Source organism: Maribacter sp. 4U21, from assembly GCF_002742365.1.
GTDB lineage: Bacteria > Bacteroidota > Bacteroidia > Flavobacteriales > Flavobacteriaceae > Maribacter.
In genome coordinates this window covers 16,365-31,770 of sequence record NZ_MDGN01000049.1, presented here as the reverse complement: position 1 = coordinate 31,770, position 15,406 = coordinate 16,365, and the positions used below count along the sequence as shown (strand labels likewise).

The 15,406-nt window shown below is 39.6% G+C and carries 11 protein-coding genes, 1 tRNA gene and 1 rRNA gene; 9 read left to right on the top strand and 4 right to left on the bottom strand.

What is annotated here, in order from left to right; translation table 11 throughout:
• The first annotated feature begins 52 nt into the window (after nucleotides 1–52).
• Nucleotides 53–164 (top strand): 5S ribosomal RNA (gene rrf, locus BFP77_RS09860).
• Between the two features lie 312 nt (nucleotides 165–476).
• Here rrf and BFP77_RS09855 read toward each other — a convergent pair.
• Entirely contained in the window at nucleotides 477–875 is a 399-nt protein-coding gene (locus tag BFP77_RS09855) for a hypothetical protein (RefSeq protein WP_099573865.1), read from the bottom strand.
• A gap of 109 nt (nucleotides 876–984) precedes the next feature.
• Between BFP77_RS09855 and BFP77_RS09850 the strand changes: the two genes are divergently transcribed.
• Nucleotides 985–2,262 carry a sulfatase gene (locus tag BFP77_RS09850; protein WP_257212931.1) on the top strand — a complete coding sequence of 426 codons (1,278 nt, stop codon included), beginning with the start codon at nucleotides 985–987 and terminating at the stop codon, nucleotides 2,260–2,262.
• A 24-nt stretch (nucleotides 2,263–2,286) separates the two neighbouring features.
• On the top strand, nucleotides 2,287–2,568 hold the full coding sequence (locus BFP77_RS17340) for a hypothetical protein (protein WP_257212930.1): 282 nt from the start codon (nucleotides 2,287–2,289) through the stop codon (nucleotides 2,566–2,568).
• Here the strand turns inward: BFP77_RS17340 and BFP77_RS09845 are convergent.
• The 3 genes from BFP77_RS09845 to BFP77_RS09835 form a co-directional block, all read right to left on the bottom strand.
• Nucleotides 2,565–4,031: a glutamate synthase subunit beta gene (locus BFP77_RS09845; RefSeq protein ID WP_099573864.1), complete on the bottom strand. Its 1,467-nt coding sequence runs from the start codon at nucleotides 4,029–4,031 to the stop codon at nucleotides 2,565–2,567. The genes BFP77_RS17340 and BFP77_RS09845 overlap by 4 nt on opposite strands.
• 13 nt (nucleotides 4,032–4,044) lie before the next feature.
• Nucleotides 4,045–8,553 (bottom strand): glutamate synthase large subunit, encoded by a 4,509-nt coding sequence (gene gltB / locus BFP77_RS09840; RefSeq protein WP_099573863.1) that lies wholly within the window; start codon nucleotides 8,551–8,553, stop codon nucleotides 4,045–4,047.
• A 315-nt stretch (nucleotides 8,554–8,868) separates the two neighbouring features.
• Nucleotides 8,869–10,011: an acyl-CoA dehydrogenase gene (locus BFP77_RS09835; protein ID WP_099573862.1), complete on the bottom strand. Its 1,143-nt coding sequence runs from the start codon at nucleotides 10,009–10,011 to the stop codon at nucleotides 8,869–8,871.
• Nucleotides 10,012–10,319: 308 nt separating this feature from the next.
• On the opposite strand from BFP77_RS09835, the gene nhaD reads away from it, so the two are divergent.
• From nhaD to BFP77_RS09805, 6 genes are all read left to right on the top strand, one after another.
• Complete coding sequence (gene nhaD, locus BFP77_RS09830) at nucleotides 10,320–11,654, top strand: sodium:proton antiporter NhaD (RefSeq protein ID WP_099573861.1); 1,335 nt, start codon at nucleotides 10,320–10,322, stop codon at nucleotides 11,652–11,654.
• A gap of 51 nt (nucleotides 11,655–11,705) precedes the next feature.
• Entirely contained in the window at nucleotides 11,706–12,398 is a 693-nt protein-coding gene (locus BFP77_RS09825) for a MotA/TolQ/ExbB proton channel family protein (RefSeq protein ID WP_099573860.1), read from the top strand.
• A gap of 9 nt (nucleotides 12,399–12,407) precedes the next feature.
• The gene (locus tag BFP77_RS09820) at nucleotides 12,408–12,794 is read left to right on the top strand and encodes an ExbD/TolR family protein (RefSeq protein WP_099573859.1); all 387 of its coding nucleotides are present in this window, start codon (nucleotides 12,408–12,410) and stop codon (nucleotides 12,792–12,794) included.
• Complete coding sequence (locus BFP77_RS09815) at nucleotides 12,795–13,742, top strand: energy transducer TonB (RefSeq protein ID WP_099573858.1); 948 nt, start codon at nucleotides 12,795–12,797, stop codon at nucleotides 13,740–13,742.
• Nucleotides 13,739–14,950 (top strand): bifunctional folylpolyglutamate synthase/dihydrofolate synthase, encoded by a 1,212-nt coding sequence (locus tag BFP77_RS09810; RefSeq protein ID WP_099573857.1) that lies wholly within the window; start codon nucleotides 13,739–13,741, stop codon nucleotides 14,948–14,950. The genes BFP77_RS09815 and BFP77_RS09810 overlap by 4 nt, the downstream gene beginning before the upstream one ends.
• Before the next feature lie 58 nt (nucleotides 14,951–15,008).
• Nucleotides 15,009–15,083 (top strand) — tRNA-Val (locus tag BFP77_RS09805).
• The last annotated feature ends 323 nt before the right edge of the window (nucleotides 15,084–15,406 follow it).

Below are 15,406 nucleotides of genomic sequence, written 5' to 3'. Positions count from 1 at the left end.
GTCGGTAGCCTATCTACGACTCACTACGGACCAAGAACCGACAACTCAATTTTTAGGTGGCCATAGCGACGGGGCACACCCCTTACCATTCCGAACAGGGAAGTTAAGACCGTTTGCGCCGATGGTACTGCTATACCAAGTGGGAGAGTAGGTAGCCGCCTTACTTCGAAACCCCCTTCACTATAAGTGAAGGGGGTTTTTTTATGCGAAAGATGTAGATTTATAGGTCTCTTCATCCATAAATGAAAGAATCTGTAAGGTAGAAGTGCTCTTAATTCACAAGTGTTAAAGTTTAACGTTTTCAGTATGAAAAAAAGCGATAACTCTTTTGTCTTAATTCTTGAATATGACCTCATTATAATTGGAAGAGGCCAAATACTCGTTTTTGAGATTTCTAAGGAATTCCGATACGACCGGTCGGGAGACCGATTCAGGTTCTAAACAATCATGTTCCGTATCACTATACACCTCTATTGCTATATACCAATTACCTTGTCTTGTCTCGTAAAGCCATCCATAACGGGATTTATTTCTGCATTTTGTAAAATAGCATCAACTGCTAAAGGTATTAGATTAATGGTTTTGTTTGGGATATCAACTTCATAAAATGAGAAAAAGTATTGGTTGTTGGCTATGGAGAATGGTATGTCCTCATATACATCTATGTAGTCTAGCTGAAATTTGGTATTGACATAATTATAGAATTCATTAACATCTTTAGGGTCTTCAAATACAAACATTTGTCGCTTTGGTAGGCTTCTTTTAAACTTTTTGCCTTTGGTTAGCTGGTAGTCTTCTATTTTTGGGGCTATACGTATAGGAATGCAAGATTGAAGGATTACTATGACCAACATACCAATCATACTTTTCTTCATATCATTAGCTTTAAATACCAACATATTCCGATCAATAACCGTACCGATTTATCCGTATGGGCCATATTGAAGTTGGTTATAGTATTTTTTAGTTGAAATTCCATTATTTATGAATACAAGATTGGTTTGGTTATTACTTAACACCATTCTTTTGATTGTGTGTGAAGCTAAGAAAACAACGGTAGAAACAAATCCGAATATCGTTTTTATACTCGTAGACGATTTGGGATATATTGACTTTGGTTATACGGGAAGCTCTTTTTATGAAACTCCAAATATTGATCAACTGGCGAAGGAAGGTGTTATATTCACACAGGGGTATGCAACGAGCAGAGTTTGCAGTCCTTCCAGAGCAAGTATTATGACAGGGAAATTTACAGTTAGACATGGGATAACGGATTGGATTGGAGCCAAGTCCGGTTCGGATTGGCGTACACTACAGCGCCATGATAAGTTACTGCCGGCCGAGTATGTACGTCAGTTGCCATCAAGGGATACAACGCTCGCAGAAGCTCTACAGCTGGCCGGATATAAAACTTTTTTCGCTGGAAAGTGGCACTTAGGTGAAGAAGGTTCTTATCCAGAGGACCATGGATTTGATATTAATAAGGGAGGATGGTCCAAGGGAAGTCCAATAGGAGGGTACTTTTCACCTTGGAACAATCCTAAATTGGAAAACCAGGACAATGGAGAAAATCTTTCCATAAGACTAGCTCGTGAAACAGCAAGTTTCATAAGCGCAGAAAAGGATACTCCCTTTCTAGCTTTTTTATCTTTCTACGCGGTTCACGAGCCTGTTCAAACAGATGAGACAAGATGGAGTAAGTATAGGAATAAAGCAGCGAAACTGGGAATAGCTAAAAATGGTTTCGAAATGGAGAGCGTACTTACCATTAGGCGATTACAGGATAATCCCGTTTATGCAGGTTTGGTGGAAAGTATGGACGAAGCGGTAGGAATTGTGTTGCAGTCATTAAGGGATAACAACCTTGAAGAAAATACCATTGTCGTTTTTACTTCGGACAATGGAGGTGTGGCATCAGGTGATGCTTTTTCGACTTCGAATGCGCCCCTAAGAGGAGGCAAGGGTTATCAATGGGAAGGTGGAATAAGAGAACCTCTGGTTATTAAAGTTCCATGGCTTGAGAATACTATCCAAAAGATTGATATATCTGTTACGGGAGCTGATTTCTACCCTACTCTTTTGGATTTGGTAGGAGCTAATCTTTTGCCTAGACAACATACAGATGGCATTAGCCTGAAACCACTATTAGAAGGGCAACAAATTGAAGTAAAAAGGCCTTTGTATTGGCATTATCCTCACTATGGCAATCAGGGGGGAGACCCTTCATCCATAATTCTTGAAGGCCATTGGAAATTGATATAGTATTGGGAGAACGATGTTTGTGAATTGTACAACCTCCTAGAGGACCCTAGAGAGCAACATAATGTGGCGCCCTTACATCCGGACATAACTAGAGAAAAGACAGATAAATTATTAAACTGGCTTAGCGCCATAGGTGCTCGTTATCCTAAGAAAGATACCTTATTTAATCGGCAAAAATACCAAGCAAGATTACAAACGCTAATAAATGAAAAATTACTAACTCTTGAAAGGGAAAGGCAAGTCATGCTATCAAAGGGCTATGAACCCGATGCTAACTGGTGGGGAAGCAAAGTGACCAAAGATTAAATCCTTGGTAAATCTCCTTCACCTTTTAGCGGAAGTTTAGACTCACCCATTAGAAAGGAGTCTACATGATGCGCAGCTTGTCTACCTTCTGAAATTGCCCAAACGATTAAAGACTGTCCTCTCCTTTGGTCACCCGCCACAAAAATACCTGGCACGTTTGTTCGGTAGTCAGATTCCGATGCTTTAACATTGGTTCTTGCATCTAATTCTAATCCCAACTGTTCTGCCACCGTTTTTTCCGATCCGGTGAAACCTAATGCCAATAAAGCCAGTTCACACTTCCATTCCTTTTCGGTTCCTTCCACCTCCTTTAATTCCGGTCGCTGTCCAGGCTTTTTTATCCACTCTACCTCTGACGTTACTAATCCTGTTAAATTTCCTTCGCTATCGCCTACGAACCGCTTCGTAGAAATACTAAAGAAACGTTCGGCCCCTTCCTTGTGAGAAGAGCTTGTTCTAAGGCGCATGGGCCAAAATGGCCAAGGTTGGTCTTCTGGTCTATCCGTTGTAGCCATTGGCATAATTTCAAAATTCGAGACAGAAGCGGCCCCATGCCTAAAGGATGTTCCAATACAATCGGATCCGGTATCGCCACCGCCAATGACAATTACATCCTTGTCCGTAGCCTTGATCTCATTGCCCAAATCCTTAATGCCGTCTACTCTCTTATTGTTTTGGCCTAAGAAATCCATAGCCTGTACAACACCTTTTAGGTCGGCCCCTTCTATAGGAAGTTTTCTTCTTACCGTAGCTCCGCCAGAGAGGACTATAGCGTCAAAATCATTTTTAAGCTCATCCGCCTCTATATCAATACCAACATGAACCCCGCAATTAAATACGATACCTTCCTCTTCTAGAACTTTTAATCGACGGTCTATAACCTGTTTTTCCATTTTAAAATCAGGTATTCCATATCTTAAAAGTCCTCCTGCTTTTTGATCACGTTCAAAAACGGTTACGGTATGCCCAGCTCTGTTAAGTTGTTGTGCAGCGGCAAGTCCCGCCGGTCCCGAGCCAACTACTGCTATTTTTTTACCTGTTCTTGTTAGTGGTGGTTTGGCCGTAATCCATCCCTTTTTAAAAGCGGCCTCGACAATGTTTTTTTCAATATTTTCTATGGAAACAGGGTCTTCGTTTATTCCCAAAACGCAGGCTTCCTCGCATGGCGCCGGACATAAACGACCCGTAAACTCGGGAAAATTGTTGGTGGAGTGTAGAATTTCACTGGCTTTTTCCCATTTTCCTCGATATACGGCGTCATTAAAATCAGGAATTAAATTTCCTAAAGGACAGCCACTATGACAAAAAGGAATTCCGCAATCCATGCATCTAGCCCCTTGATCTTTTAGTTCTTTTTCTTTTAAGGGTACGGTAAATTCCTTATAGTTTTTTATGCGCTCCTCTACTGGTTTGTAAGCTTCTACTTTTCTATCGAATTCCAAAAATCCTGTTATCTTTCCCATCTCCTTTTTCGATTTATATCGTTTGTAATTTTTCTTTTTCCAACCTAATCAACGCTTGTTTATACTCTTCCGGTAAAACCTTTATGAATTTAGGTAAGTATGCCTCCCAATTTTCTAATATTCTTTGTGCCAGTGGGCTTAGTGTGGAATTATAATGACTTTCAATCAGGTCTTTTAACTGTTTGATGTCATTATCTTCAGAAACCTCCAATAGATTTAGTGCTTCTGAATTACAGCGTTGCTTAAATGTTTTATTCTCATCTAGAACGTAGGCTATACCGCCGCTCATACCTGCACCAAAATTACGGCCTACTTCCCCTAGGATTACCGCAATACCACCGGTCATATATTCACATCCATGATCTCCAATACCCTCAACTACCGCCTTGGCACCAGAATTCCGAACACAAAAACGTTCCCCTGCCTTTCCGTTAATATAGGCTCTACCTGCTGTGGCACCATAAAGCGTCACGTTTCCTGTTATAACGTTGTCCTCGGGGATTATGGTTGAATTTTCTGGAACTTTAATCACCAATTTAGCGCCTGATAATCCTTTCCCGAGATAGTCATTCGTATTTCCATTGACAATCATCGTAAGTCCTCTTGTAGCAAATGCCCCGAAGCTTTGACCAGCAGAGCCTGTAAAGTTCAATTTTAGCGTATTGATGGGTAGCCCTTGTGCGCCGTAAACTTTGGATATTTCATTGCTTACGATAGCACCTACGGCCCTATCCGTATTGCAGATTGGAAAGTCTAGCGAAAGTTTTTCCTTTCTGAACAATGATGGGTTCGCTTTTGCGATAATATCGAATTCTATTGATTTATTGACGTCGTGTTGTTGTTTTTGGGTGTTGTAAAATTTTGTTCCCGCAGGCACCTCTACCTGGTGTAAAATTGGAGTAAGGTCTATTCCTGCAGCTTTATAATGTTCAATAGCTTTTTTACGGTCTAATTTTTGAACTTGGCCAACCATTTCGTTAACTGTTCTAAAACCAAGCTCCGCCATGATTTCCCGTAGCTCTTGAGCTACAAAATACATGTAGTTTACAACGTGTTCCGGTTTTCCCTTGAATTTTTTTCTTAGTTCAGGGTTCTGCGTAGCAATCCCGACCGGGCATGTGTTTAAATGGCAAACACGCATCATTATGCACCCCGAAGCTACCAAAGGCGCAGTGGCAAAACCAAATTCTTCGGCACCTAAGAGACACGCTATGGCGACATCTCTCCCCGTTTTTAACTGACCGTCACATTCTAGGACTATCCTATTCCTAAGGTCGTTCATGACCAGAGTCTGCTGTGCCTCCGCAATACCAAGCTCCCATGGGAGTCCGGCGTGTTTTAATGATGTTAAGGGCGATGCGCCGGTACCGCCATCAAATCCAGAAACTAAGACTACATCGGCCTTAGCTTTAGCAACTCCTGCCGCTACGGTACCAACACCCACTTCCGAAACCAATTTCACATTGATTCTAGCTTCTCTATTGGCCGATTTTAGGTCATATATTAATTGAGATAAATCCTCTATGGAATAAATATCGTGGTGGGGTGGTGGTGAGATAAGACCAACCCACGGTGTAGAGTTTCTTGTTTTAGCAATGGCCGGATTTACCTTAGGTCCCGGTAATTGTCCACCCTCACCAGGTTTGGCACCTTGGGCCATTTTAATCTGTATTTCGGTAGCGTTTGTGAGATAGTTGGAGGTAACACCGAACCTACCTGAAGCTATTTGCTTTATGGCACTGTTTCTCCAATCACCTGTTGCATTTTTATAAAAGCGTTTTTCATCTTCACCACCTTCGCCCGAATTACTTTTACCACCAATACGGTTCATGGCAATGGCTAGATTTTCGTGCGCTTCTTGGCTAATAGAACCGTAGGACATAGCGCCTGTTTTGAAACGTTTTACGATTTCGGTCCATGGTTCTACATCTTCCAAGGGAATGGGGTCGTAATTGGAGAATTCAAAAAGACCTCGTATGGTCATAAGGTTTTGAGATTGCTCGTTGACCATTTTAGAGAACTCCTTGTACGTATTGGGTTCATTACCCCTAACCGCTTTTTGAAGTTTTGCTATACTTAATGGATTGAACATGTGTTTCTCACCATCACGTCTCCAACGGTATTCACCACCAATTTCTAAATCTAGGTTGGCCGCTACTTCGGTATCCTCAAAAGCATTTTGATGTCTTTTCGCGATTTCTTTTTCAATCTCATAAAGCCCTATACCCTGTATTCTCGTAGGAGTATTCGGAAAATATTTTTCCACTACTTTGGTGTTGATACCAATGCATTCAAAAAGTTGAGAACCGCGATAAGAATTAAGGGTTGATATCCCTATTTTATTCATCACTTTAAGGATGCCTTTGCCAACTGCTTTATTGTAGTTCTTTATTGCCTCATCGAACGTGAATTCGGTAATGTCCAGTTCTTCAATTTGTTCCCCAATGATTTCATTTACCAAATAAGGGTTGACCGCACTTGCTCCAAAACCGAATAATAGAGCAAAATGATGTACTTCGCGCGGTTCTGCGGATTCTATTATGATACTGAGTTTAGAACGTTTTCCTAATTTCTGAAGACCGCTGTTCACAAAAGAACAGGCTAGTAAAGCTGGTATTGGAGCGCTGTCTTTATCTACGTTTCTATCTGATAGAATAATGATATTAGTTCCATTATCTACAGCTTTAGAGGCTTTGTTTAAAATAGCATTTAAAGCATCTTCTAGTCCATTATGACCCTTATTTATTTCATATAATATAGGAATAGATTCTACTTGATAGTCCGGACTAACGTCATAATTTTTGATTTTATCTAAATCCTCTTTTGATATTACCGGATTTTGAATTTTAAGCTTTCTACAATGCAATTCCGAAAATTCGAAGATATTACGGTCACTTCCCAAGGTAAGACTTATGTCCGTAATAAGTTCTTCACGAATACCGTCTAAAGGAGGATTGGTAACTTGTGCGAATAGCTGCTTAAAATAGTTATAAATGAGTTGTGGACGTTGCGATAAAACTGCAATGGGCGTATCCGACCCCATAGAACCTATAGGCTCTTTTGCTGTTTTTCCCATAGGAAGAATAATGGTATTTATATCTTCTAGGGTATATCCAAAAACGGATTTTCTCTTTTCAAGAGGTGCTTCTCCTAAGAACAAAGGACAATCGTTATATGGAATGTCTTTAAGGTGAACCAGATTGGTGTCTAACCAATCTTGATAAGGATGTTTTTTGGCAATGTTTTCTTTTATCTCTTCATCATTGATGATTCGTCCTTCTTCCATATTCACCAGGAACATTTTTCCAGGCTCTAGTCTACCGTGAAATTCTACATTCTCAGGCGCAATTTCTACCACACCTGTCTCGGAAGACATCACCACGTAATCGTCCTTGGTAACAGAGTATCTTGAGGGGCGTAGTCCGTTCCTGTCCAGTACGGCACCAATATAATTACCGTCTGTGAAAGGAATGGAAGCTGGTCCGTCCCAAGGCTCCATCATACAAGAATGGTATTCATAGAATGCCTTCTTGGCAGCGGACATTTCGTCATTCTTTTCCCAAGCTTCGGGCACAAGAATCATCATTACTTCTGGTAGTGAACGCCCGGTCATAAGTAAGAGCTCTACAACCATATCCATGGTGGCCGAATCAGATTTTCCAGGTAATATTATAGGAAGCACATTCTTTATCTCATCTCCGAATAAATCACTCTCCAATAACTCCTCTCTGGATAACATCCTTGAAACATTACCTCTGAGGGTATTGATTTCTCCATTGTGACACATATATCGGAACGGTTGCGCCAAGTCCCATGTCGGGAAGGTGTTCGTTGAAAATCTTTGATGCACCAATGCTAATCTCGTTACTACCCTAGAATCTAACAGGTCGGTATAATATAGACTGATATCATGAGGCATCAGTAAGCCTTTGAAAATTATAATTTTGGTCGATAGGCTGGGGACGTAAAAGAATTTGCTTTCAGAAAGCTTGGACTTGATAATGGTGTGCTCTGTCGTTTTTCTTGCAACGAAGAGTTTTAAGTTAAAATCGAAATAGGATTGTTCCTTATTCTCTTTGGTTACGAAAAGTTGCTTTACAAAAGGCTCTGTTTCAGCAGCTATTCTTCCGGGAATGGAACGGTTTACAGGAACATCTCTCCAACCTAAAAGTTGTAATCCTTGCTTTTTTATGTTTTCCTCAAAAATAGAAATACAAAAGTCACGCTGATTTTCTTTTCTTGGAAAGAAGACGTTGCTCACCGCATATTCCCCTGGCGCTGGCAATTCAAAGTCGCAAACATCTTGGAAAAAGTCATGTGGAATATCAATTAGAATTCCTGCTCCATCGCCAGTTTTTCCGTCCGCACTTACGGCACCTCTATGCTCTAACCGGTCTAATATCTCTAGGGCCTTATGAATAATGTCGTTAGACTTTTTTCCTTTAAGACTGCAGATAAAACCTGCTCCACAATTGTCATGTTCAAATTCCGGTAAATATAGTCCTTGCTTTTCCAGTCTCATAGTTTATGGTATTTTTTCAAAAATATCATTTTATGTGAAAAATATTCATCATTTTAATCCAAATAGATAATTATATTCAACGTTTAGGAAAAAACGTTAAAAAATATTGAATAACATATTTTTCGCATGCTCAATTTATCAGATTGATAAATTTAGAAGATAAAAGCGACGCGCCCTATCTTTTAGCGGGTGTAGTTCGTTATATTAAATGATTGTAACAAAATCACCCTCAATTATGAGGGTGATAACGCTTTTACTGAATAGAAAATGATATTTAGGTCTAAATAAATAGGGGGTATCGTTTGAAATAAGGATTTATCCTTTCAGGATACTTCTCGAAATAACGATTTTTTGTATTTCTGAAGTGCCTTCATAAATCTGGGTTATTTTAGCATCTCTCATTAAACGTTCTACATGGTAATCCTTCACAAACCCGTTCCCACCATGTATTTGGACTGCTTCAACTGTAGTCTCCATCGCAACTTGCGATGCGTATAATTTGGCCATTGCTCCAGATAAATCATAGTTATTGCCGTTGTCCTTATCCCATGCAGCCTTGTACACCAAGTGTCTTGCCGCTTCTATTTGTGTATGCATATCGGCTAACTTAAAAGCAATTGCCTGGTGATTACTTATTTCAGTTCCAAATGCTTTTCGTTCTTTGGAATATTTTAAGGCCAATTCATAAGCCCCTGCTGCAATACCCAATGCTTGGGCTGCAATTCCTATTCTGCCACCTGCCAAGGTTTTCATTGCGAACTTAAAGCCAAAACCATCTTCGCCGATTCTGTTTTCCTTTGGAACTTTTACATCATTAAATATTAAGGAATGTGTGTCGCTTCCACGAATACCCAATTTATTCTCTTTAGGACCTATTTCAAATCCTTCGGCACCTTTTTCAACAATAAGGGCATTTATCCCTTTATGTCTTTTGTCTTTATCGGTTTGGGCTATAACAAGATATACTTCGGCAGAACTACCATTTGTAATCCAGTTTTTAGTTCCATTAATAACGTAATGGTCTCCTTTGTCCAAAGCAGTGGTCTTTTGTGAAGTGGCGTCACTTCCTGCCTCTGGTTCCGAAAGGCAAAACGCACCGATGATTTCTCCTGTAGAAAGTTTGGTAAGGTATTTTTCTTTCTGTTCTTCCGTGCCATAGGTCTCAAGACCCCAGCAGACCAACGAATTATTTACGGATACAATAACAGATGATGAAGCATCGACTTTAGAAAGCTCTTCCATGACCAGGACATAGGATAGGGTGTCTAGTCCGCTACCGCCATATTTAGGATCTACCATCATCCCTAAAAATCCAAGCTCCCCCATTTTCCTAACTTCTTCTTTAGGAAATCGTTGCTCTTCATCTCTTTCGATTACTTCGGGAAACAAATCGTTCTGGGCAAAATCTCTTGCTGCCTGTTGTATTAATTGTTGTTCTTCAGTTAAGGAAAAATCCATGTTTCAAGGTGATTTTATTGAGATAACAAATATACGTGGATTCCTTGTATTATTTAAAGAATATGAGAGTCAAAAGGAGTTGGTTTGTGTATTGGGGCGCACTAGTTAAATTGTCGTTAGTCTTTATAATATGGATTAATTTCGTTTCATGTGAACTTCTAAAAGTTTGACTTTCAGTAAACTTCGTTTTTATATGGTAAGGAGTATGGAATGAAAGACATTTTTAAATATCTTTAAGGAATTTCAATTTTTATAAATTGATTGTATTTTCACACTTCCAAAGAATAGAACATTAAAACCAACTCATAATGGAAACCATAATTATTATAGTCTTTTTGGCGGGTTATTTAGCCATTACCTTAGAGCACAATCTTAAAATAGACAAATTAATACCAGCATTGGCAATGATGGCCATTTTATGGGCGATTATCGCATTAAATCACATGTCTGTTTTTGAAGTTAATTCCGAGTTAAGGGAGTTGGAACCCAGCCATATAGACGAAATACTATTACATCATCTTGGTAAGACCGCAGAAATTTTGGTGTTCTTGCTAGGTGCCATGACTATAGTGGAAATCATAGATTATTTTGATGGCTTTGCTACCATTAAAGGTTTTATAAGGACACGAAGTAAAAAGAAGCTTCTCTGGTTGTTCTGTATTCTTGCTTTTATTCTGTCAGCAATAATCGATAATCTTACGGCTACAATTGTTCTTATAACTATTTTACAAAAGGTAATAAACGACAGAAATACTAGACTTTGGTTTGCTGGTATGATAATTATTGCGGCCAATGCAGGGGGGGCTTGGTCTCCAATTGGGGACGTTACAACAACAATGTTATGGATTGCCGACAAGGTTTCGGCCGGTCAATTGGTCGTACATGTGCTCATACCTTCTATAATATGTATGGTAGTACCTACACTTATAGCTGGAAATAATAAAGCTTTCAGCGGTTTGATAGAAGGGGATTTTGAAGAAGAAGCTCCGAAATCAAAGTACGGTTCTACTATGCTTTATTTGGGATTGGGAGCTATTGTTTTTGTTCCTTTCTTCAAGACCATAACGCATTTACCACCTTACGTAGGTATGATGCTTTCTTTAGCGGTCGTGGCTACTTTTGCCGAGATATACAGTAATAAAAAGTTTAGTATTTCCAGTGTAGATGGTGATGAGCATAGTGAAGGTGGGCATCATAGTCCTGTACATCACTCCTTGTCCAAAATAGAACTACCAAGTATTCTTTTCTTTTTGGGAATACTATTGGCCGTTGCCGCTTTGGAATCACTAGGTATGTTGTTCCATTATGCAGAGAGTTTAAGGGAAGCTATTCCCAATACTGATATTGTGGTAATGCTGTTCGGTGTAGGTTCGGCGGTTATAGACAATGTTCCTTTGGTGGCCGCAAGTTTGGGTATGTTCGGTGAACCAATGGATAATCCTTTGTGGCATTTTATAGCCTACTCCGCTGGTACAGGGGGCAGCATGCTCATTATAGGTTCTGCGGCCGGGGTGGTAGCTATGGGAATGGAAAAAATTGATTTCTTCTGGTATCTGAAAAAGATAGCTTGGCTGGCATTCGTAGGTTTTATTAGTGGTGCAGCTGCTTTTATTTTATTACGAGATTTTGTCCTGCATGGATAATTTTATCGATAAAACACCGTTATTAAGGCAAATTTGATAATCAAGAACACTATGTTATTATTTCAAGATTTGGCTCAAGGCGTTTCCACCGAAAAAGTACTATCTGAAGAAAAGACACTATCTGTAATGGATTTGGTGTTTAACGGAGGAACGGGAAGTGTAGTTATAATTACCGTCCTTTTTCTTATGTTAGGCGTGGCATTATATATCTATTTTGAGCGTTTATTAGCGGTTAATGCCGCTTCCAAAATCGATAAAAATTTCATGAACCAGATTCGGGATCATGTAACTACCGGTAAGCTGGAAGCAGCAAAAATTTTATGTGCTCAGACAGATTCTCCTGTGGCAAGGTTAACTGAAAAGGGTATCTCTAGAATCGGAAAACCTTTAGATGATATAAATACGGCCATAGAAAATGCAGGAACTTTAGAGGTCTACAAACTAGAGAAAAATGTTAGTGTATTAGCCACGGTAGCAGGAGCCGCACCCATGATTGGTTTTCTTGGAACTGTAATTGGTATGATATTGGCTTTTCATGAAATGGCAAGTAGTGGAGGACAGGCAGAAATGGGTTCGTTGGCGTCAGGAATTTATACGGCGATGACTACAACGGTAGCCGGTTTAATCGTTGGTATTATAGCTTATATGGGTTATAATCACTTGGTGAACAGAACTGATAAGGTTGTGCACAAGATGGAGGCCAATGCTGTTGAGTTTTTGGATTTATTGAACGAACCACTTTAATTTTTCATTATGAAATTGAAAGGAAGAAATAAGGTGAGTCCAGACTTTAGTATGTCCTCAATGACGGATATCGTTTTTCTGTTATTGATATTTTTCATGCTCACTGCAAATTCGCCCAACGCATTGGATTTATTGTTGCCAAAAGCGAAAGGAAAGTCTACCAACACACAAAACGTTTCCGTAAGCATAGATAAACACTTACAGTACTTTGTGAACAACCAGAGAATAAACGGAGAATACATTGAAATTGAATTAAAAAAAGCACTTGAAGGTCAAGAAAAACCTACTATTATTCTACGAGCAGAAGAAAACGTTGCCATTAAAGAAGCGGTCAACGTTATGGATATTGCCAACAGGAATAATTACAAGGTCATTTTGGCGGTGCGGCCTAACTAAATGGCATTTTTAGATACGAGACACAAAAAGAAATCCTTTACACTTACAACACTGTTGTTAAGTGTTTTGTTGTTGGTTTTATTCTACATTGGTCTAACCTATATGGACCCGCCCATTGAAAACGGAATATCCGTAAATTTTGGCACCACTGATTTTGGAAGTGGCACCGTACAACCTAAGAAAAAAATACGTAGAGAACCGCTGGACATGCCTCTTGTTAAACCTACCGAACAAGAAGAGGTGATTGAGGAAGTGGTCGAGGAAGAAGTGGTAGAAGAAGAACCCGAAAAAGTTGTAGAAAAAGGAGCTCCCGCCGAAAAGTTGTTGACCAAAGAAAGCGAGGAAGCTATTAGGATAAAACAGGCGCAAGAAGCCAAGAAGAAAGCCGAGGACGCCGCAAGGGCGGAGAAGAAAAGAGCTGAGGATAAAATAAAACGTGAGAAGGCCAAGGCTGCTAAAATTGCACAACAAAAAAAGGATGCGGAAGAGCGTGCTCGAAAGAAACAGGAGGCCAAAAAGAAAAAGTTGGATGAATTGATGGGTGGTCTCAATAAATCGGACGGTACTGCAAGTGGTAGCGAAGGTGATGATAACAGGTCAGGAGATAAAGGAAGTCCTGATGGTGATCCTTATGCCACTAGTTATTATGGAGCGCCAGGTTCTGGAAGCGGAACAGGCGGGTATGGTCTTAATGGGAGGTCACTGGTAAATAAAGGTAAAGTTCCTCAGGAGTGTAATGAATCTGGAAGGGTGGTCGTAAAAATCGTCGTTGATAGAAACGGTAAGGTCATTAGTGCAACTCCTGGCGTTCGCGGTACGACCAATAATAGTGCTTGTCTTTTGGAACCGGCAAGGAAAACAGCTTTTATGCATAAATGGAATTTAGATGCTAACGCTCCTAGTCAGCAAGTAGGTTTTGTGGTCGTAAACTTTAAATTAGGAGAGTGACCTACAGGCAGACTCTTGATTGGATGTTCGCACAACTTCCAATGTATCAGCAAAAAGGAAAAAAAGCTTATAATTCCAAACTAGAAGGAATCTTAGCATTTGCTTCGTACTTAAACAGCCCTCAAAATCACTTTAAGAGTATACACGTCGCCGGGACTAATGGCAAAGGTTCCAGTAGTCATATGTTAGCCTCGATTTTGCAGGAAGCAGGGTATAAAGTTGGACTGTATACCTCTCCCCATCTTAAGGACTTTAGAGAGAGAATTCGCATAAACGGAAAGCCGATAAGTAAAACCAAAGTAGTAGAATTCATAGCTGCTCACAAATCATTCTTAGAAAATCAACAGCTATCGTTCTTTGAGTTGACCGTTGGTATGGCTTTTGATTGTTTTTTAGAGAAAGAGGTAGATATCGCTATAATAGAGGTAGGTTTAGGAGGTAGATTAGATTCAACGAATATAATTACCCCGGAGGTTAGCTTAATAACGAACATTGGATATGACCATACAGATGTACTGGGCAATACGCTTCCGGAGATCGCTTTTGAGAAAGCCGGAATTATCAAAAAAGGAGTGCCTGTCGTTGTTAGTGAACATCAACCAGAAACGGCACAGGTATTCCATGATAAATCCAAAGAATGTAAGACTACTTTGGTCTTTGCGAGTCAAGGACATTATTCACCTTGTAAAACGGATTTATTAGGTGACTACCAAAATAAAAATATTAAGGGAGTTCTTGCAACTCTTCAGGCTCTTAAAGGGTTTTCCATAAGGAAGATTCATATTAAAGAAGGTCTTTTAAAGGTTTCGGATAACACGGGCTTAATGGGCAGATGGCAGGAGTTGGGCGAGAATCCTAAAATTATATGTGATACGGCGCATAATAAGGAAGGCTTAACGTTAGTTCTAAAGCAATTGAAAGAAGAAAAATATTCAAGATTACATGTTGTTCTGGGATTCGTGAAAGAAAAGGATCTAGAGGGTATCCTTTCGCTATTTCCAGAGGAGGCCGAGTATTATTTTTGTAAACCTAATATTGAAAGAGGTCTGGAGGCTAATACACTACAAGATAAGGCAGTAGCTTTTAACTTGAAAGGGTCTATATATTCTAGTGTTAGAGAGGCGTACAATAGCGCAAAGTCTAATGCCTTGGCACCGGATTTCATATATATCGGAGGCAGTACTTTTGTGGTTGCAGAAGTACTTTAATTTTTTGCGATTTTTCTTTTGGACTTATTAAAAGAATTCTATATTTGCACCCCGTTTAGGGCTCTTAGCTCAGTTGGTTCAGAGCACCTGCCTTACAAGCAGGGGGTCACTGGTTCGAATCCAGTAGGGCCCACGAGTAATAAAAGCTTCGACGCGATTTTCGTTTCGAGGCTTTTTTTTTGCCTTATAATAACAGTTTATGAATTCTGATAGTAGAATTCAGTTGCTCCATTTCTTAAATATTGTTTTACAACATATTCATAAAAATCACTTCAAGTAAATCAGGCTAAATCCAAAACGCTTTAAAACAAAGTTCACATCTGATAATTGTAGAACCAAGTTCTTGCCTTGGTGTATGAACAAAAGCTGGTTTGGAGAATTTCAATTTTAACAGGTAAAAACACGGGATAAAAAGTTTTATTTTCTTATATCATTAATCGGTAAAGCTGATGTTGA